The sequence below is a fragment of the Variovorax sp. P5_A3 genome (genome assembly GCF_056400665.1).
The window spans coordinates 487,958-506,370 of the sequence record NZ_JBFUKW010000002.1; the positions used below are offsets into that span (position 1 = coordinate 487,958).

The window sequence follows — 18,413 nt, forward strand, 5'->3', positions numbered from 1 at the left end:
GGTGCCTCAGTCCCAGCCTGAGGATGGCATGCTACCTTCGACACATGCGATTTGACCTCACCGACCTGCGGCTCTTCGCGAACATCGTCGATGCCGGCAGCATCACCGGCGGCGCTGCGCAGACCCACATGACCCTGGCTTCGGCCAGCCAGCGCGTGCTCGGCATGGAGGAAGACCTCGGGACGCCGCTGTTGCTGCGGTCCAAGCGGGGCGCGCAGCCGACGGAGGCGGGTCACACGCTGGTCCATCACGCGCGGCTGGTGCTGCTGCAGATGGAGCGCCTGCGCGGCGAACTCGGCGAATTCGGAGCCGGCCTGCAGGGCCACGTCCGCTTGCTGTGCAACGCCTCGGCGATGACGGAGCACCTGCCGGAAGTCCTAGGCGCTTTCCTCGCGCAGCATCCGCGCGTCTCGGTGGAACTCGAAGAGCAGGGCAGCACAGACATCGTCGATGCTCTTCGCGCAGGGCTCTGCGACATCGGCATCGTCACTGACGCGGTCGACGTCGAGGGACTGCAGAGCGCAGTCTTCCGGCGCGATGACCTGGTGCTGATCGTGCCGCGCGGCCACCCGCTCGCACGTCGGCGCAAGGTCGCGCTGGCCGAAGTCGTCGATGCGCGCTTCGTCGGCCTGACGGAAGGGAATCCGCTCCAGGCGCACATCGCGCTCCATGCCCGGCGGCTCGGCAGGCGCCTGAACTACCGCGTGCGCGTTCGTGGCTTCGAGGCCGTGTGCCGGATGGTCGAGCAGGGTATCGGCATCGGGATCGTGCCCAAGGCGGCGGCGGACCGGTCCGCCTCGTTGATGGACATCCGCTGCATTCCCATCGCGGAGGCGTGGGCCGAGCGCTACCTTCTGGCCTGCGTGCGCGAAGTCGATGCACTGCCGCTGAATGCGCGGCGCATGCTGGAGCATCTTCTAGCGGAAGCGCCAGCAGCCGGTAGGCGCCGAGTGCAGCGACCCCCGCTCAGTTCGTGGCCGTGACGATGTGCGCCTGGATCTTTCCGTCGACTGGTCCTGTACCGAATCGGTCGGCAATCGCCGCGGCGGACCTTGCGGTGGCCGTCGCCAGATCTGCGCCGCCGCGAGACTCGATCTCGCCGCGCAGGGGTGTGCCCTGGCAGTAGGCCATGGCGGCCGCCTCTGCCGAAGCTGCACGACTCCGTGCTTCCTTCGTTTCGAACCCGGGCAGTGCGCCGAACCCGCCCGCCGAGAGGTCGGCCGAAATCACGATCCGGTCGTAGTAGCCGTGCGGCGTGCGCGCCATGAATCGCGGTGGATCGTCGGGAAACAGGACCGCCAGCGCCTGCGTGACGACATCGGCGAATTCGTTCTCCTCGATGCGATCCCAGGCGTTGAACAGGAAGGTGCCGCCGGGACGCAGCACGCGCCGCGCCTCGGCAAACGCGCGCGCCTTGTCGGGGAAGAACATCACGCCGAACTGGCACACGACGACGTCGAAGCTGGCGTCGGCAAAGGGCAATTGCATGGCGTCGGCGTGTTGCCATGTCACGGGGCGGTGGGTGCCGGTCGCCTTGGCGCGATCGAGCATGGGCTGATTGAGGTCCGTCGCCACCAATTCGACAGAGGCGGGCAGTGCACTCGCCATGGCGCGCGTGACGACACCGGTGCCTGCCGCCGTTTCGAGCACACGTGACGGTCGGAGCGCGATGACGCGTTTCGCGAGATCCTCGGCATAGGGCTCGAAGATCATCGGCACCATGCAGGTGTCGTACAGCTCGGGGACCGAGCCGGCGAAGATGGCATCCGAAGAAGACCCGGCCATGAGTCACTTCCTTTCTCTGTCGCCGACGACCAGGAGCGCCGTCGCAGCGCCAGGCATCTTAGATGGACCACAGGCAATCTCCTACAGCGCCAGGCGGACCCCGCCCACCGGGCCCTGGTGCCGGGCTGTTAGGGTCCATGGGCATGAGAAAGTCCATCCTTGTCTTCATCGGCGTGGCCGCCTGTTGCACCGCCGTGTTCGCGGAGGAGCTGAAGTTGCCGATCGAAAGCGGCGACAAGGGGACGGTCTACGTCAATCCGAACCTCACGCCGACAGAGACCTCCGTCAACACCAAGGGCGCCACGCTCGGGGTGGAACGGCCGGACGGCGCTGGCGTTCGCGGCGGCGTCGACACATCCGGGGAACGGTCCACCTACTCCGTCGGCGGCAGCACGGGCGGGAAACGCTCTTACTCGGCGGAGGCTTTCTCGGACGGAAAGAGCAATGCCGGCGTCAAGGCGGGCGTGACCATCAAGTACTAGGACCAGGCGGAAACTACGGGGCGAGGGCCGAGGCAGGCATCCTCAGTTCGGTGAGCTTCCAGTCGACGAAGCCGCTGCGTTCGAAGACCAGGCCGAGTCGCTCGGAATCGGGCTCGTCGGGCTTCGCAGGATCCACGGCGTACGCGGTCATCCTGTTGACGCCCTGGCGGTCGATGACCCAGCGGGCCTTCTTTTCGGATGGCGTCACCGTTGGCGGCGGCGTGACGCCGCCGGCAGAAGGTGCTTCGCTTCCGGGTTGAGGCGCGGGCGCAGGCAATGGGGCCGGCCTGGCGAAGCGCCCGTTCGCCATTGCTGCCATCACCGTCTCGGGACGCACCATGGCGTCCACCAGTTGATTCACCAACCCCAGGCCGATCATGCTGCCCAGCGCTGCAAGGGGATTGCTCGAATCCTGCTTGCCCAGCTTCTGCGTGACGATGGCGGAAAACTGGCCCTTGAGGCTCTCGCGCACCTTGGGATAGTCGACGTGCGCGTTGAAGGTTTCGGCATCGCCTTCCTGCGCGGCCGTCTGCAACTGGCGCACGGCCAGAAAGGGTGACCAGTACCAGTAGGCCGCAAGGGCCGCGAGAAGAATCAACGCGGCTGCAAGAAGACTTCTGCTTTTCATTCCGCGATTCTGCACGCGCAAAAAAACGGCCCGCGCGAGGCGGGCCGTTTCGATTGGCGCAATGCGGCGCTCAGGTCATGGCACGTTGGCCGAGTTCACCTGGAACGGCTTGCCGGGCAGTGCCATCTTGCCGCCGTACTCGATCTTGGTCGTGCCGGTCGCAACCACCGGGCAGCCGCCGCTGGCCTTCGGGCACGAACCGCCGTCGGAGAAGATCACCGGGCCGTAGCGGAAGTTGTGGATGCCCTTGCCCGCAAAGTCGGCAACCGTCATCACGTAGCCGGTGTTGGCAAAGTTCTCCGCATCCTCAGCCGCGATCGGATCCTGGATCCGCGGATCCTGCAGCGTGCGAATCACACTGGCGTTGCTTCCGAAGCGCACCCACGAGATCTTGCGATCGCCGCGAGAAGTCACGAGCACCTGCTCGTTGTTCGGCTCGATGTTGCCGTTGTCCGGCTCGCCCTTGGACGTGGCCAGCGAGGTCGGATTGCGGCCGACGTTGATCGCGAACTGCGTGAGTTCCGAGATCTGCGATGCGGCCGGCGAAGCGACCGTACCACCCGGCGCGTAGTTGCCGAGGTTGTAGGTGCGCAACGAGCCGTCCAGCGTCGCGATCCAGGCGCGCTGCGTGCCGCCGAAGATCGTGGTCTTGACCGCGGTGGGCTTGTCGGCCAGCTTGATGATCTTCGGCACCGTCGGCTTCTGCGACGGCTGGTTCGCGAAGGTGTACGGCCATTGTCCGTCCGCCTGACCCAGGCTCGCCATGCGCGAGTTGAAGGTGTTGATGTCGCCGCCGAAGTACACGCTGTTGACATAGGCGAACAGCGGCTTCAGGTCGATGAACGCAGCCTTCTTCTCCGATTTGGAGATGACGACCGCCATGCCGCCCTTCGCGTACTTCCCGGAATAGCTTCCGCTGAGGAAGTTCTGCCGGTTGGTCTGGTTGGTCAGCGGGTTCTCGAGGCCCATGAAGTTGCCGCCGACCAGCATCGTCTGGAACTGATCCATGCCCGTGGTGACTGCGATCTCGGTGGGGGCGTTCATGGCCGTGCCGTCCGAAGCGACCAGGTCGACGTAGCCCAGGATCTTCATGAACGAGATGTTGCCCATGTTGGCCAGGCCCGGGTACACGCCCATCCACTCATGCCACCAGTCGTAGTAGGCGCGCTTGCCGTTGGTGCCGTTGTTGTACGGATCACAGCCATCGCACAGGCCGGCCAGGGCGATCACTGCGACCTGCCCCTTCTGGGTCTGGGTATCCCACACCGTGACCAGCGCGAATTCGCTGTCGTTCGTCATGGCGATACCGGTCGGCACCTTGTTGGCCGGGAGCTTGATGGTGGTGTCGTTGCTGGCCGTGTTGCTGCCGACGGTGCCGATGACGCCGTTCTGGAACGCCACCAGTGCCTCGGCACAGAAGCCGGCTCGGCCGCCGCAACGGGCGATCGCGACCGGGTCGCCCGACACGATGCCAGCCGACTTGTACGCCATCACGTTGAGGCTGTTCATGCCGCCACCCGGGGCCGCGGCAATAGTCCAGCTCAGCTGAGGCAGTTGGGCGAAGGTGTTGTACATGAAGCCGGACACCTGGAAGTCGGTGACACCGACGTTCGTCGACGGGTTGTCGGCCTGGAACACCAGGTTGGCCTGGTTCGTGGAGTACGACCCGGCGTTGCCGGTCCGCGATCCGATCTGCCACGTGTACGGGTATTCCGGGAACGTCTGGTTCCCGCGCGGTCCGTACAACTGGGTGCCGCCGCCGGCGCCGTAGGACGCGGCATCGGGACCATAGCGGTAGGCCATGCCTGTGGCGCCGCTGTAAGAGCCAGCCATGGCGTTGTAGGCGCTGGCCACGACATTGCCGGAGGAGTCAACCACGTCGCCAGGCAATGCTGCGCCAGGGGCGGCCGGAGCGGGTGCGGGCGCTGGAGCAGGTGCCGGAGCCGGTGCCGGTGCCGGAGCCGGTGCTGGAGCTGGAGCCGGAGCCGGAGCCGGAGCCGGAGCCGGAGCGGGTGCGGGTGCTGGAGCCGGAGCCGGGGCCGGTGCAGCAGTGCCGGCCGCTTCGCAGACGCGGGGAGCGGGGACGCCCGGATTGCCGAAGACGTCGACGTGGCACATGACCGCGGTGTTGGCCGGAATGCCACGGCTCTTCCAGCTGGTGCCGCTGCCGAAGCGGACATCTGTGTACTTCGGCACGGTGAAGATCTGACCCTCGGTCGCTACGCGGACGTAACCGCTGGGAGCAGGAGCCGGGGCGGGTGCCGGAGCGGGCGCCGGCGCCGGTGCGGGAGCGGGTGCCGGAGCCGGAGCCGGAGCCGGAGCCGGAGCCGGAGCCGGAGCGGGCGCATCGGCGGTCCCGGTTTCGCAGACCCGGGGAGCGGGCACGCCGGGATTGCCGAAGACGTCGACGTGGCACATGACCGCGGTGTTGGCCGGGACGCCGCGGCTGGTCCAGTTGGTGCCGCTGCCGAAGCGGACGTCCGTGTAGACCGGCACGGTGAAGATTTCGCCTTCATTGGCGAGATGCGTCACCTTTTGGGCGTTGGTTGATTTGCCCGACGACGCACCAGCGGCGCTGGGGTCAGCGACCAATGTGCCGGTTGCGTTCGAATCGGCTGCTGCCACGGTGGCGGCGGCGGCGTTCGTGCCGGCAACGGCGCCCAAGCCGCTCCCATTGCTTCCTCCGCCCCCACAGCCTGCTAGTGTTCCCGCTGCAATAAGGAGCAAAAGAGAACTTTTATCTATGGATTTCAAACAAAAAACCTCAAGTTTTAGAAAGATGACGGTTTGTACGTGGGAGGGGTCCTACGCGGCAAGTGTTCTTTCATTTCTTTTCCCAATGTGTATTGGCTTCCCAAGGCCGCAGTTACAACCGTTATGGACAGTCACGAGTTCAACGTGAACTTCTTGATTAATTGAAAGATTTGCGTGTAACCGTAGGCAACATTGCAGAAGTTGCTTTTATCTTGCGAGATGTTGCAAGGTGTCTCGGCTTCGGTGCCGCCGGAGGCTCTTCCGGGACCTTCGCCTACACGTTTTTGCGGTGCCGGCAGCAGCTCCGCAGGGTGTGAATCACCTAATTTGTATCGGCGACAAGGAGATGCGAAATGACAACAGATTCGTGTGGAACGCGCGCAACGCTGCGCTCCCGAAATGTGCTGATCGCGATAGTTTGCGCTCTAGAGTTGGCTGCATGCACCGATCGCGCTGCCCAAGGGTCGGCTGCCGGGCAGGTGGATGCCGCTGTCGACAAGACGGAACAGGCGGCTGTCGCAGCCGCCCGGAAGGCCGCCGAACTGGCCGAAGTCGCGCGAGACAAGACCCGTGCCTATATCACCTCCCCTGAAGTGAAACAGGACGCGGCGGCCGTGAAGGATGCCCTGAAGAATGTGGGTTCGGGCGCGGCGGCGACCACGGACGATGCTTCGATCACCTTCTCGGTGTCCGCCGCGCTTGCCAAGGACAGCGAATTGAGCGGCTCGCGCATTGATGTCCGGACGAAGGACGGCACGGTCCACCTGGTCGGACCGGCTCCCAGTGCGGCAGCCAAGGCGCGGGCCGGCGATATCGCCAAGGCGGTCAATGGCGTTGCCCACGTCGACAACGAACTGGTCGTGAGCCCCGGCTGAAGGGCTTGCGGCTAGCCGCGCGGATCCCCTGCCTCGTGGATTTCGTCGGGGAAGGGCCGGCCCGGCCCGTCCCATGTCGCCACCATCGAGGGCGAAGGCGCATCGTCTTCGAGTTGCAACCACTTGCGAGCAAATCCGCGCAGCGCTTCGATCTGCAATCCGATCAATGCGAGTTCGGTTCGAACGAGATGCACGGCCGGGTCGATTTGGCCTTCGTGGGCGGGCAAGGGCGAAAGCGCTTCGAGCGTCGCGAGATTCGCCTCCGCCTCCGCCGGATGCACCGCCGCCTTGTCGAGCCCGTCGGCCAGCGCGTCGAGCCGCGCCGCCGTGGCTTCCGCCGCCGCGCGCAGTGCGCCGACGTCCTCCGGATCGTGCAGAGCCGTGCGGTGCGCGCCGAGGGCCGAGAGATAGCTCAGCAGCGTGTGCGACTGGATCAGAAAGCGCAACGCCACGCCCGCGCGCGGCCGCACGAAGCCAGGCTCGCGGAACATCTCCGACACTGCGGTGGCCAGCGCCGCGTCAGCGTTGTGGGCGTTGCGCCGCGCCAGCCGGTAGGCCAGGTCGTCGCGCGGGCCCGAGCGGTATTGCCCGGCGATCTCGCGCAGGTAGCCGCCATGGTTGCGCATGGCCGTGGCCGCCAGGTCGCTGAAGCGCTTCGCCTGCCAGTGCGGCAGCACCAGCAGCATGGCGAGCCCCGCGATCAGGCTGCCGATGGCGGTGTCGATCAACCGCGGCACGATCAGCACGCCACCGTCGCCCACCAGGTTGAAGCACATCAGCACCAGCACGGTCATGCAGGCGGTGGCGAGCAGATAGCGCGTGGTGCGCGTCGTGAAGAACAGGACGCCCGTCGCGACGGCGAGCAGCGACTGGACCAGATACTGGGGAAACAGGTCCAGCAGTGCCCAGCCGGCCACGACGCCGACCGCCGTGCCGGCCATGCGCTGGCCCATGCGCGAGATGGTGTCGCCCCAGGTCTGCTGGCAGACGAAGAGCGTCGTGAGAAGAATCCAGTAGCCCTGCGCCGGATGGATCAGCCGCATCACCGCCCATCCGGCCAGGAGCGCGATGGCCAGCCTGAGCGCGTGGCGGAACAGGGCCGACTTCGGGCTGAGCTGGCGCCGCACCCGATCCGCCGCATCGCGCCATGAACGCGGCGACCGGTCGAGCAGGCCCATGTCGTTGCGGCCGGCTTTCGCGGTGGGCTGGCTGGCCCCGGCGAGTTGCCCGTCGAGTTGCGCCAGGTTGCGCGCCAGGGCCTCGATGGATGCGAGCAGGGCCTGCCGTCTTGGCTCGTCGGCGTGCGCATGCTCATAGTCGATGGCGCTTCGCAGGTCGGCCAGCGCCTGGACGGTGGCGTTGTCGACCGCGAAGGGCTCGCGCCGCGCGATCGATTGCGCAAGACGCAGGCAGGCCTGGCCCTGCATGTCCAGCACGCGCTGGCAGCGGTAGAGCAGGTCGCTGTGGAAGAAGGCGTCGGCGAGCGCGTTGTAGTCGTCGTGCGACGAGCTCGCGCGCTCATGCACGTCCTGCGCGATCAGGTAGAGGCCCCGGTAGCGCGCGATGCGGCCGGTGGGCGCGCGCTTGCCGATGCGCCGGAAGATGCTCTCCTTGGCGGCGTTGAGTTCGCCCACGACCTCGGCATTGAGCTGCGCGAGCGACAGCCGCTTGCGTTCGATGTCGATGCCGCGCAGCGGCTCGAAGAGCGAAGCCTTGAAGCGCACGTATTGCCCGAGCACCGAGTACAGCCGGACCAGCCGCGCCTGCACCGGCTGCGCCGGAAAGGCCGCGCACCAGGCCACCGAGAACACGCCGTACCAGGCGGCGCCGATCAGCAGCAGCTGCACCTCGTGCCTCCGGATCTCCTGGGTCGCGGGCTGGTTCTCGATGCCGAGCGTGGTGTACATCGCGAGGATCAGGGTGGCATAGCCGATGGCCTTGTAGCGTGCTTCGACCGCGCCCAGCATCGTCAGCCAGAAGGCAGCGAATGCCAGCCCTGCGATGAAGAGAGCCGGAATCCGGATCAGGGCCACCACGGCGAAGGCCGCAGCCGCGAAACACAGGAGCGTGACCACCTGCGCGCGAAAGCGCCCCCGGCCGCTGTCGTCGGTTTCGGCGAGCGCACTCGCGATGGCGCCGAGGAACAGCGGCGTCACTGCTTCCGGACGGCCGCTGAGACCGCAGATCGCCATCAGGCTTCCGAGGGTGAGCAGCACCCGCAGTGCCTGGGCCCGACTGGCCACCTCGCGGAGCCGTTGCCGGAAAGTGTCGACTGCGGAACGAAGCATCGGCATGGACTCTGCACGATACGTGCCATCAAGGCGCCGGCGATGGGTTTTCCAGGCCGCGCCGGGAGTTCTGGAAAACCCTGTATGAACCCTATGCAGTTGCCTAATAAACAAACAATCGATCTGTTTCCATTTCAGGCGATCGAAGCGATCTCCCCGAATGAAACGCCCAGGATCTCCTCACTCTGATCCGATGGCACGAACTGTGCAAGTTCCAGTCAATGTTTTTGAGGAGCCTGCCATGGACCATCGCCCGAACACTGCCACCGCCGACGCCGTCCTGGATGCCGACATCGCCGTCCTGGAACTGTCTCTTCGCACCACCAAGGTCTTGCGCGTGAACCAGCTCCACACGGTGCGGGACGTCACCCGGGTTCCCGCCAGGAAGCTCTTCGCGCTCTCGCGGCTGGGCCGCAACTCGCTGAGGGAGATCGTCGAGAGCGTCAACCAGAGAGGACTGCGGTTGGCGGACTGAACGCTGAAGGCGAGGCGGCCGCTCAACGGCCCTGGTTCAGGCGCTGGAGGCCCTGCTCGGTCAGGAACTTGTAGCCGTGGCGGTCCGATGCGACAAGCCCGTTGGACCTCAGCCGCTCGGAAACCTTGATCGAATCGGTCGGGTAGCCTTGGGCATGGGCCTCGCGCAAGGCCTCGAGCGTTTTCCACTGTTCATTGTTGAGCTGAATCTTCTTGACCACGACACCTCCGTCGATCAGCGGAAGTTTGGAACAGCCGCGATCCTCGTGCCTCCCCAAAATTGACGATTTACGGGCGTCGTCGGCGCGACGGGTCTTCAGGGGCGCTTGCTGGTAAAACTGGCGGCGCTCACATGACGACACCCACGCATTCCCCATCCCCCGCGCCCGTGCGCCCCGTGCGCGTCGCCGCCACCCTGATCGTCCTGCGCGATGGCGCCTCCGGCATGGAGGTGCTGATGCTGCGGCGCGCGGAAAAAGAGGCTGATCAGAACAGCGGTGCCAGCGTCTTCCCCGGCGGCACGCTCGATGCGCAGGATCGCGCGCTGCATGCGCTGTGCATCGGCGTCGACGATGCGGCGGCATCCTCGCGCCTCGCCGTGCCGGCACACGGTCTGGACTACTACGCGGCGGCGGTTCGGGAATGCTTCGAAGAGGCCGGCCTGCTCTTTGCCAGCGGCGCCGATGGCCGGCTGGTCGAGCTCGACGCGATGCCGCCCCATGAACTCGTGGCGCTGCGGCTGGCGGTGGAGGAGGGCGCCGACGCGCTGGGCAAGCTGTGCACCGACCGCGGATGGCGCCTGGCCGTCGACCGGCTGGCCTACTTCAGCCACTGGCTCACGCCGCTCGGCATGCCGCGCCGTTTCGACACCCGCTTCTTCGTGGCGCTGGAACCGCGGCGGCAGAGTGCCCGGCCCGACGGGCGGGAGACGGTCGAGCACACGTGGTTTCGTCCGGCCGACGCGCTCGATCCCGCACGCGGGCTCAAGCTGATGAACGTGCAGCGGCGCATCCTCCAGCACCTCGCCACCTTCGAGAGCGCCGAAGCGTGCATGGCGTACGCGCGGGGAGCGCGCGAGATCCCGCTCATCATGCCGCGCATCGCGGACGGTCCGCGCGGCCGCCTGCCCGTGAATCCCGGCGAACCGGCCTACGAGGAACTGTCCCGCATCGACCCCGATGGTCTCGTCAATGGCCGGTACGAGCTTTCGCCAGGGCTGGCGATGCAGTTGTCGCCCCGCGTGCTGCGCGTCACCGCCTTGAGCGGGGATGCCCTCGTCAACAGCTACTTCATTGGTGGAGACCGCAACGCGTGGGTGCTGATCGACGCTGGACAGGGCGACGAGGCCCACGCCGACGTTTTGCTCGCATCGGCGCCGGGCCGCGTGCGATGGACGCTGGAAATGCACATCCCGACGCTGTCGCACGGCCACCGCATCGATCTGGGCGGCTGCACCTTGCGCGTGCTGCGCCCGTCGGACCGGGAGGATGCACCCGCGCGTTTCCTGCTCGAGGAAGAGAAGACGCTGTTCGTCGTCGATGCCGATTCGCCCGGCGCGTTCGATGCTGGCGAGGTCGAATGGCTGGCGCCTTCGCGCGGTTTCATCAGGCGCGCTGGACGGGAATAACATGCGGCTCATCGAACTTCCGGGATCGAAGACATGAAGTCATTGGCCAGAAGGGCAGTCGCGTCGGCGCGCGCGATGCTCGCTGTCGGTGTCGTKGCGCCGGCCGGCGCGGCACTCGACGTCGGTCAGCCCGCGCCGGCATTCAGCGCGCCTGCTGCGATGGGCGGAAAACCCTTCACTTACTCCCTGTCGTCGGCGTTGGCCAAAGGTCCGGTCGTCCTGTATTTCTTTCCGGCGGCTTTCACGATGGGTTGTTCGCTCGAGGCGCATGCGTTCGCCGAGGCGGTCGACAAGTTCGCGGCCATGGGCACCACTGTGATCGGCGTGTCGACCGATGACATCGATACGCTCACCAAGTTTTCCAATCAGGCCTGCCAGGGCAAGTTCCCTGTCGCCTCGGATGCGAACAGGTCGATCAGCCAATCCTTCGATGCGCTGCTGCAGACGGGTCCGCCGCTCGCGACCCGCGTTTCCTATGTGATCGCGCCCGACGGAACCGTGGCGGCCCGATACCAGAACGTCGATCATGACAAGCACGTCGAGAAGATGCTTGCGGCGGTGAAGGAACTGCCGCAGAACCGCGACAGCAAGTAGCCACTGAAAGGTCCGATGCCATGGTTGCAGCGCAGACAAGCTCGAACTGGCCGGCGCTATCGCTCGCCGAATGGCGCGACACCTACGCCACCTTGCACATGTGGACGCAGATCGTCGGCAAGACGCGTCTGGCGTTGGCGCCGATGGAGAATCACTGGTGGCAGGTTGCCTTCTATGTCACGCCCCGCGGGCTGACGACCTCTCCCATGCCTTGCGGCAAGCGCACACTCGCCGTCGAGTTCGATTTCGTCTCGCACGCGCTGGTGCTGAAGTGCAGCGACGGCGCCTCGCACGGTTTCGACCTCGCGCCGATGTCCGTCGCCGACTGGTTCGCGCGTTACCAGGAAGCATTGAAGAGTTTCGGTGTCGACCCGAAGTTGATGCCGTCGCCGGTGGAAGTCGAGACGGCCATTCCCTTCGCCGAGGACCGGACGCACGCGTCCTACGATGCGGACGCCGTGCATCGCTGGTGGCGCATCGTCGTGCAGGTCGATCGCGTGCTGAAGCGCTTTCGCGGCCGCTTCGGCGGCAAGCAGAGCCCGTCGCATTTCTTCTGGGGTGCCTTCGACCTGGCGGCCACGCGGTTCTCGGGCCGGCCGGCGCCACTACATCCGGGCGGCGTTCCGAACTGTCCCGACCACGTGATGGTCGAGGCCTACTCGCACGAGTGCAGCAGTTGCGGGTTCTGGCCCGGGGGTGGTCCGGTGGCCGAGGCTTCGTTCTATGCCTACGCGTATCCCGAACCACCCGGCTACGCGGATCGCGCAGTCCAGCCCGCCGCCGCGCACTACGATCCGCAATTGCGCGAGTTCGTCCTGCCGTACGAGGCCGTGCGCAGCGCGCCGGATCCGGACGAAGCACTCCTGGCGTTCCTTCAATCCACCTATGACGCGGCTGCCGATCTCGGGCGGTGGGACAGGGCGTCGCTCGACCGGCCTCCTCAAGTCTGGCCCTGAATCGCTGTACAGCCGCAGGCGTTGCCGATACATTGCGCTCCACGTCCGGGCCCGGAGATTCCTCCGATGACCGCCACAAGGAGTCGATCTCGTGATCCTGTACCCGTTGCCCGGCTCGCGCGCCTACCAGGAGCGCCTCTATCCTGACCCGTCGCTCCTGAACCCGACGACCCGCAGTGCGCTGAAGCTCGAGACCTACGAAGAGGTCATCGCGCACTTCACCGCCAGTTCACTGGCCGAGGACGGCATCCAGATCGAACCCGGCTCGCTCGCCGTGAGCAAGGGCGCGGGGGCCACGGGCTACATGGTGGCCTTTCGCGCCTTGCCTGCCTTCGCGCTCAAGGCGGAGCAGTTCGCCGCCATGCACGTAGCGATGCTCGACGCCGAACACTCGGGCCTGGCGCTCGACGGTGCGGACGCCTGTCGGAAGACCCCCGCGTGGAATCCGATGGAGGGCTTCCCGGTGAACCGCAGCGACGGCCCTTCCGAATGGCTGCCCTGCCTGCCGCTGGGCATGCCGATCGCGAACCATCAGGCCGTGACGCTGATGCACTACCCGCCGATCGTTGCCTACCGCACCGCCAACTACCTCAACAACATGACGCTGCGCCGCTGGGCGCAGCTGCTGCAGTGCGCGGGCATCGACGAGCCGCGGCGCTATCACTCGATCCTCGACGTCAACCCGATCGCCGCGCCCGGCTCCGGCGAGAGCGAATACCCGAACGACTACTTCCCGATCTGCCTCACGTCGATGTTCTACGACAACGAGGCCACCGGCCACACCTATGTGCGCTCGATGCTCGAACTGATGCTGAATCCGCCGGCCAATTCGGCCAATCCGACGACGCTTCCCTTGCTCGTGTGCGGCTCGCCGCTGTACGACCCGCAGGCGCCGGGCTGGTTTCGCACCCGATACAAGGCGGATCTGCCGACGGATGCGAACGGATCGCCCACGGTCAACGTGCTGCAGGCGGGCTTCATTCGCATCAACCCCGACAGCCCGAAGAAGACGCCCTACATGGTCGCCAACCACATGATCGCCGCCGGCGTGACGGGCCGTTGCACGGACGACCCGAGCCAGATTCCCGACATCCGCAAGTACGAGGCGCAGGACCTGGTCGCGGCGACCTTCCTCGGCCTGTGCGCCGACGCGGCAAGGCAAGGCGAAGAGGTCGACCCCACGGAAGCGGTGCAAAAGGCCTGCCAGCGGTGGTTCGGCGCGGCCAACGGCAGCGGCGCGCCCCAGCCGCCGAGCGACAACGACCGCCTCACGATCTGCGCGCTCGCACAGATGGACCTGTGCTTCAACCCGAAGACGATCTCGCCGATGTACACCTATGAGCAGGCGCTGGAGCGCTGCAAGAGCAAGGGCGGCGCGGCCTTCTCGCCGTGCTTCGGCTGCGATTGCTGACGCATCGGCGCGCCGGCGGCATTTCGGCGGCAGTTGGCCTAACATCGCTGCATGGACGAACTACTGCAGCGCACCGCCGGCCTGCCTGAAATCAACCTGCAGCCCGGCGACACGGTGGTACGCGAAGGCGACACCGGTGACGGCATGTGGATCCTCGTCTCGGGGCGTGTGGAGATCCGCAAGCACGGCATCGCGATCACCTCGATCTGCCGTCCGGGCGCGGCGATCGGCGAGATCTCGCTGTTGCTGAACTCGCCCTATACCGCCACCGTCGTGGCGCTGGAACCGAGCGTGGTTCGCTACGCGGCCGAGGGCTCCGACCTGCTCGCGAGCGATCCGGCCATCATGCGGCTGATCGCCTCCGGACTGGCCGAACGCCTGGACTTCGTGACGACCTATCTTGCCGACCTGAAGAACCAGTACGGCGATTCGCCCGGACTGGCGATGGTGTCGGAGGTGCTGGGGCAACTGGCGCATCGCCGGGGCCCGCCGGCCCAGCCCGGCTCGGCGAGAGAGCCGAATCCCGACTACTGAGGGTTCAGAACACCGATCGCACCGGTGCGCGCTCGTCATCGAGCGCCAGCGACTCCTCGCCCATCATCGAGCGCCATGCGGCGGTGCCTGCTTCCAGGTCGATCACGATGTGGGCGGGCACCGGCCCGATCTGCTTGCCGGCGTTGAAGACCCAGGTGCGGCCGATGCGATCGGCCCAGGCGCCGTCGGGCTTGAACGGCGGCTGGTGCACATGGCCGGTCAGTACGAGGTCGGGCTGATGGCTCGCGATCCATGCGGCGAGGTCGGCGTCGCCGTACTCGCGCTTGCCGGTCCAGGAGGTGGGCGAGCCGGTCGGCGGCCAGTGGTAGATCCAGATCCAGCGGGCTGGGCGTCGAAGCGCATCCGCGACCAGTTGCCGTTCGAGCGCGGCACGGCCGGCCGGCCCGTCCCACCAGGGGCAGATCGTGATCAGCGTGTCATCGATCGTCAGCGAATCACCGTCCGTGAAGACGCCGCTGCGGCGGCACTCGGGCAGCCACAGCGCCGCGCGCTCGCCGTTGGGGTCCGGCCCCGTCAGGTCGTGATTGCCGGAGGCCAGCACCAGCGACTTGCCCGGATTCATCAGCGAGAAGTAGCGCAGGAGCACCACCGACTGCGCATCGAGCGACACCGGAGAACTCACGTCGAGATGATCGCCGGCCAGCACCACCAGGTCGTAGGACGGCGCAGCCCGCACCACCCAATCGAGTTGAGGCAACGCGTAGTGGAGGTCAGAGGCAAGGAGGATGCGCACGACGAGGGCTGCTGCGACGGAGCACGCATTGTGGGGGCTGTGGATGCTTTGGCGAACCGGATGGCATCAACGAATGCCCGAATTCACGCTCCAGACTCGTGACCTTCTGACGGCCGCGCAACGTCCAGCGCGATGACTCAACGGGTGGTGGACAGCACCGTGGCCCGGCAGCGCCGTTGCTCGTTGGCCGGCAGCAGGACGCAGTTGTCCAGCGCCCGTTGCTGCATGTCGCTCAGCCTCGGCTGCGGGTGACCCTGGCCTTGGTAGCGATAGGCCGGTGCCGGCGCGTAGTAGGCGGGCGGCGGCGCGTAGTAGCCCGGTGCCGGACGGTAGTAGACCGGCGGAGGAGGCGCCGGCTGGTAGTACACGGGCGGCCCCGGTTGGTAGTAGACCGGCGGTTGTGCCTGATAGACCGGCGGAGGCGCCTCGTAGACCGGGGCCGGCTCGTAGTAGGTCGGGCCGCCGACGCCCACGGACAGGCTCACGTCGGCATGGGCGGCAGCCGCCGCTGAAAGCGCAGCCGCCACGACGGCTGCGAAACAAGCCCGTTTGGCGAGGCCAGGGCGATTGAAATTCAATGAGTTCTCCGAAAGAAGGGCAGGCCAAGCCTACATCAAGCTCCAACGCGTCGACTGCAGTCCGGGTGGACACGAAGAGTGTCTTTTGCGTAACAGGATGGCAGGATGCCGGAAGCCGTTTGCATTGCGCGCCAGATCGGGCCTGGAAGTGCTCGAAGGTCGCGCGACTACAACCGGAGTCCGATCGGCGCAATACCCAAGCGATGGGGGACGCGCATCGAACCGCTGCGTATAAGCAACTTCGGCGACCCATGGTCGCGAGAGGAGGATCGTCCCATGCAGGCCCCTGACACCAAGCCGACGGGCAAGATCATCTGTCTGTTCTCCGATGGAACGGGGAACAGCTCTGCGAAGATCAGCAAGACCAACGTCTGGCGCCTCTATCAGGCGCTCGATCTCGGGCCGCCTCAAGAAGGACAACGGCAGCAGATCGCGTTCTACGACAACGGCGTCGGAAGCAGCGGCGGAAAGATCCTCGTTTTGCTCGGCGGGGTCTTCGGCTACGGGCTCAAGCGCAACGTGCTCGACCTCTACAGTTTCCTCTGCCGCAACTACGAACCGGGAGACCAGATCTTCGCGTTCGGCTTCAGTCGTGGCGCGTTCACCGTGCGCCTGCTGATGGGGCTCGTCACACGCATCGGCGTGGCGCCGTACCAGGGCGAGGCCAAGGTCGGCGATTACGCCGCAGAGATGTATCGCCAATACCGCAAGGCCGCACGCGCGGACAAGACCTGGACGATTTCCAACATGTTCCAGGGTCTCTACATGCGGTTGAAGCGCTACCAGATGAGGCGCAAGGGACTCGATCCCCACATCGGGACGACAGACGTCAAGAAGATTCGATTCATCGGCGTATGGGACACGGTGGCTGCCTATGGGACGCCCATTTCCGAGCTGACGCGCGCGGTCGATCGATGGATCTGGCCGCTTTCGCTCAAAGACTATGCCTTGTCCGGCAAGGTCGAGAACGCATGCCACGCGCTCGCGCTGGATGACGAGCGCGACACCTTCCATCCATTGCTCTGGGACGAGGTGGCGGAGCGGGAGTTCGTCGAGAAAGGGGGCGAGCCAGGGCGGTTGAAGCAGGTGTGGTTCGCCGGCATGCATTCGGACGTGGGCGGCGGTTACCCCGACAGCAGCCTGTCGCTCGTGCCACTCGACTGGATGATGGCGCATGCGGAAGCCGCAGGCCTCCGATTCAGGGATGGAGAACGCAAGGCGGTGCAGGACGAGATGAACCCTTTCGGACCGATGCACGATTCGCGCGGCGGTCTCGCCAGCTACTACCGCTACCAGCCACGCCGGTTGAGCGCGCGCATGGAGCCCCCGGGTGATTCGACGCTCCTGATGCAGGACCCCGTTCGGCAACAGGCGCATGGCCGATTGCTCGAAGTGGTGGTGCATCCGAGCGTGATGGACCGCATCGAACACGGTACCGACGGCTATGCGCCCATCACGCTGCCCAGCAAGGGCTTCCTGATCGAAGGCCGACAAGCGCCCGGTCTCAACCTCGCTGAAGCCTCGGAGCCGGAGTCGCGACGAATGGCCGACGGCTCGATCCTCGTGTGGAACCTGGTGTGGAGGCGACGCATCGCCTACTTCTTCTCGATCCTCTTCACGCTGTTGCTGGTTCTGATGCCGCTGGTGGACGACCCTTCGGATTGCTCGGGCCCGGTGTGTCTTGTTTCTCCCGTGGTTTCCGCGGCGGGATCCTTTGTCCCTGCTTTCCTGCGGCCGTGGGCGCAGGCCTGGGCCAACAATCCGACCTTGTTTCTGCTGCTCGGCGTGGGTGCGCTGTACTGTCGAAGCAGAAGCATCTCCCTCCAGCTCGGTATTCACGACCGCATGAGAGAGATCTGGAAGCGGACCTCCCGTACGCCGGCACCCGAGCCCGGCATGGCGGATCGTGTCATCGAAGCCATCAGGACGAACCGCACGTACCAGAAGGTGCTTCAGTCGATCAAGTGGCGCGGCGCACCCGGTGTGTTCGGGCTGCTTCTGATCTACGGCCTCATCCTTGCGCTGGCGACCCTGGTCCTTCGGGTTCCGCCCCTGCTCATGTGGAGGAACGTCAGCGCCTCGTACTGCGAGCCCGGCAAGGATCGGGCGCCCGTGGGGCTCGCCCCCGTGACGGCCGACCGGCTCTTCGAGACGAAGGCGCCGTGCTGGGCGACCGGGATGGCGGTGCAAAGGGGCGCGCAATATCGCCTGAGCCTCACCGTCAAGGAGCCGTGGAACGATGGTGCCCGGGATCCGGACAAGCCCGGCGCCTCAGGGAAGGGCATCCCGACCGACCCCGAAGGCTTCTCGAACAGGAAAATGAAGTGGCTTGCGCCAATCGTCTTCCCCGGCAAACGCGTGCTCACGGCGAACTGGTTCCAGCCCGTGTTGTCCGTACGGGACAAGGATGGCCATTTCCACACTTTCCCCGTGAAGATGCTGGCCGATTCGCCGACGGTTCAAGCGGCTGACAGGATGTATAGCGGAACCTTCGAATCGCCCACGGACGGCGAGGCCTTCCTGTTTGTCAACGATGCCGTTCTGCTCTGGTACCTGCCCGGGAAAGCCGACTCACCACTTTTCTACAGCAACAACCAGGGAACGGCGGAAGTCTCGCTGACGCGCTTGCCGTACTCGGCGTTGCTGTTGGACAAGTAGTCGCGGCGTCCCGGC

17 protein-coding genes are annotated in these 18,413 nt (G+C 66.1%); 10 read left to right on the top strand and 7 right to left on the bottom strand.

From position 1 onward, the window contains the following. Nucleotides 1–44 precede the first annotated feature (44 nt). Nucleotides 45–983 carry a LysR family transcriptional regulator gene (locus tag AC1D3B_RS04525; RefSeq protein WP_478189459.1) on the top strand — a complete coding sequence of 313 codons (939 nt, stop codon included), beginning with the start codon at nt 45–47 and terminating at the stop codon, nt 981–983. Here the strand turns inward: AC1D3B_RS04525 and AC1D3B_RS04530 are convergent. Continuing rightward, nucleotides 967–1,785, bottom strand: coding sequence for a class I SAM-dependent methyltransferase (locus AC1D3B_RS04530; protein ID WP_478189460.1), 819 nt, complete (start codon nt 1,783–1,785; stop codon nt 967–969). The genes AC1D3B_RS04525 and AC1D3B_RS04530 overlap by 17 nt on opposite strands. A 143-nt stretch (nt 1,786–1,928) precedes the next feature. Here AC1D3B_RS04530 and AC1D3B_RS04535 point away from each other — a divergent pair, with 143 nt between their 5' ends. Next, nucleotides 1,929–2,267: a hypothetical protein gene (locus tag AC1D3B_RS04535; protein ID WP_478189461.1), complete on the top strand. Its 339-nt coding sequence runs from the start codon at nt 1,929–1,931 to the stop codon at nt 2,265–2,267. A 13-nt stretch (nt 2,268–2,280) separates the two neighbouring features. Here the strand turns inward: AC1D3B_RS04535 and AC1D3B_RS04540 are convergent, their stop codons facing one another. Then, nucleotides 2,281–2,895: a DUF2939 domain-containing protein gene (locus AC1D3B_RS04540; RefSeq protein WP_478189462.1), complete on the bottom strand. Its 615-nt coding sequence runs from the start codon at nt 2,893–2,895 to the stop codon at nt 2,281–2,283. Nucleotides 2,896–2,970: 75 nt separating this feature from the next. Continuing rightward, nucleotides 2,971–5,559 carry a hypothetical protein gene (locus AC1D3B_RS04545; protein WP_478189463.1) on the bottom strand — a complete coding sequence of 863 codons (2,589 nt, stop codon included), beginning with the start codon at nt 5,557–5,559 and terminating at the stop codon, nt 2,971–2,973. A 443-nt stretch (nt 5,560–6,002) separates the two neighbouring features. On the opposite strand from AC1D3B_RS04545, the gene AC1D3B_RS04550 reads away from it, so the two are divergent. Continuing rightward, a complete protein-coding gene (locus AC1D3B_RS04550) occupies nt 6,003–6,524 on the top strand; it encodes a BON domain-containing protein (protein ID WP_478189464.1) in 522 nt (173 codons plus the stop codon). 11 nt (nt 6,525–6,535) lie between these two features. Here the strand turns inward: AC1D3B_RS04550 and yccS are convergent, their stop codons facing one another. Next, entirely contained in the window at nt 6,536–8,812 is a 2,277-nt protein-coding gene (gene yccS / locus AC1D3B_RS04555) for a YccS family putative transporter (protein ID WP_478189465.1), read from the bottom strand. 241 nt (nt 8,813–9,053) lie between these two features. On the opposite strand from yccS, the gene AC1D3B_RS04560 reads away from it, so the two are divergent. Next, nucleotides 9,054–9,287: a DNA-directed RNA polymerase subunit alpha C-terminal domain-containing protein gene (locus AC1D3B_RS04560; RefSeq protein ID WP_478189466.1), complete on the top strand. Its 234-nt coding sequence runs from the start codon at nt 9,054–9,056 to the stop codon at nt 9,285–9,287. 22 nt (nt 9,288–9,309) lie between these two features. On the opposite strand, the gene AC1D3B_RS04565 is transcribed toward AC1D3B_RS04560, so the two are convergent. Continuing rightward, on the bottom strand, nt 9,310–9,507 hold the full coding sequence (locus AC1D3B_RS04565) for a hypothetical protein (protein ID WP_478189467.1): 198 nt from the start codon (nt 9,505–9,507) through the stop codon (nt 9,310–9,312). A 131-nt stretch (nt 9,508–9,638) separates the two neighbouring features. Here AC1D3B_RS04565 and AC1D3B_RS04570 point away from each other — a divergent pair, with 131 nt between their 5' ends. The 5 genes from AC1D3B_RS04570 to AC1D3B_RS04590 all read left to right on the top strand — a co-directional run bounded on the left by AC1D3B_RS04570 (nt 9,639) and on the right by AC1D3B_RS04590 (nt 14,408). Beyond that, complete coding sequence (locus AC1D3B_RS04570) at nt 9,639–10,913, top strand: NUDIX hydrolase (protein WP_478189468.1); 1,275 nt, start codon at nt 9,639–9,641, stop codon at nt 10,911–10,913. Between the two features lie 42 nt (nt 10,914–10,955). After that, the gene (locus AC1D3B_RS04575; protein WP_478189633.1) at nt 10,956–11,507 is read left to right on the top strand and encodes a peroxiredoxin; all 552 of its coding nucleotides are present in this window, start codon (nt 10,956–10,958) and stop codon (nt 11,505–11,507) included. A 20-nt stretch (nt 11,508–11,527) separates the two neighbouring features. Beyond that, nucleotides 11,528–12,463: a DUF5996 family protein gene (locus tag AC1D3B_RS04580; RefSeq protein ID WP_478189469.1), complete on the top strand. Its 936-nt coding sequence runs from the start codon at nt 11,528–11,530 to the stop codon at nt 12,461–12,463. Nucleotides 12,464–12,554: 91 nt separating this feature from the next. Continuing rightward, nucleotides 12,555–13,874 (top strand): hypothetical protein, encoded by a 1,320-nt coding sequence (locus AC1D3B_RS04585; protein ID WP_478189470.1) that lies wholly within the window; start codon nt 12,555–12,557, stop codon nt 13,872–13,874. 51 nt (nt 13,875–13,925) lie between these two features. Continuing rightward, entirely contained in the window at nt 13,926–14,408 is a 483-nt protein-coding gene (locus AC1D3B_RS04590; protein ID WP_478189471.1) for a cyclic nucleotide-binding domain-containing protein, read from the top strand. 4 nt (nt 14,409–14,412) lie between these two features. Here the strand turns inward: AC1D3B_RS04590 and AC1D3B_RS04595 are convergent, their stop codons facing one another. Both AC1D3B_RS04595 and AC1D3B_RS04600 read right to left on the bottom strand, forming a co-directional pair. Beyond that, complete coding sequence (locus tag AC1D3B_RS04595) at nt 14,413–15,162, bottom strand: metallophosphoesterase family protein (RefSeq protein WP_478189472.1); 750 nt, start codon at nt 15,160–15,162, stop codon at nt 14,413–14,415. A gap of 137 nt (nt 15,163–15,299) precedes the next feature. Next, complete coding sequence (locus AC1D3B_RS04600) at nt 15,300–15,740, bottom strand: hypothetical protein (protein ID WP_478189473.1); 441 nt, start codon at nt 15,738–15,740, stop codon at nt 15,300–15,302. A gap of 105 nt (nt 15,741–15,845) precedes the next feature. On the opposite strand from AC1D3B_RS04600, the gene AC1D3B_RS04605 reads away from it, so the two are divergent. Further along, on the top strand, nt 15,846–18,398 hold the full coding sequence (locus AC1D3B_RS04605; protein ID WP_478189474.1) for a DUF2235 domain-containing protein: 2,553 nt from the start codon (nt 15,846–15,848) through the stop codon (nt 18,396–18,398). Nucleotides 18,399–18,413 lie beyond the last annotated feature (15 nt).

Coding starts and splice junctions, on each gene's coding strand:
- AC1D3B_RS04525 (WP_478189459.1), top strand. CDS start 45: ATGCGATTTGACCTCACCGACCTGCGGCTCTTCGCGAACATCGTCGAT.
- AC1D3B_RS04530 (WP_478189460.1), bottom strand. CDS start 1,785: ATGGCCGGGTCTTCTTCGGATGCCATCTTCGCCGGCTCGGTCCCCGAG.
- AC1D3B_RS04535 (WP_478189461.1), top strand. CDS start 1,929: ATGAGAAAGTCCATCCTTGTCTTCATCGGCGTGGCCGCCTGTTGCACC.
- AC1D3B_RS04540 (WP_478189462.1), bottom strand. CDS start 2,895: ATGAAAAGCAGAAGTCTTCTTGCAGCCGCGTTGATTCTTCTCGCGGCC.
- AC1D3B_RS04550 (WP_478189464.1), top strand. CDS start 6,003: ATGACAACAGATTCGTGTGGAACGCGCGCAACGCTGCGCTCCCGAAAT.
- yccS (WP_478189465.1), bottom strand. CDS start 8,812: ATGCTTCGTTCCGCAGTCGACACTTTCCGGCAACGGCTCCGCGAGGTG.
- AC1D3B_RS04560 (WP_478189466.1), top strand. CDS start 9,054: ATGGACCATCGCCCGAACACTGCCACCGCCGACGCCGTCCTGGATGCC.
- AC1D3B_RS04570 (WP_478189468.1), top strand. CDS start 9,639: ATGACGACACCCACGCATTCCCCATCCCCCGCGCCCGTGCGCCCCGTG.
- AC1D3B_RS04580 (WP_478189469.1), top strand. CDS start 11,528: ATGGTTGCAGCGCAGACAAGCTCGAACTGGCCGGCGCTATCGCTCGCC.
- AC1D3B_RS04590 (WP_478189471.1), top strand. CDS start 13,926: ATGGACGAACTACTGCAGCGCACCGCCGGCCTGCCTGAAATCAACCTG.
- AC1D3B_RS04605 (WP_478189474.1), top strand. CDS start 15,846: ATGCCGGAAGCCGTTTGCATTGCGCGCCAGATCGGGCCTGGAAGTGCT.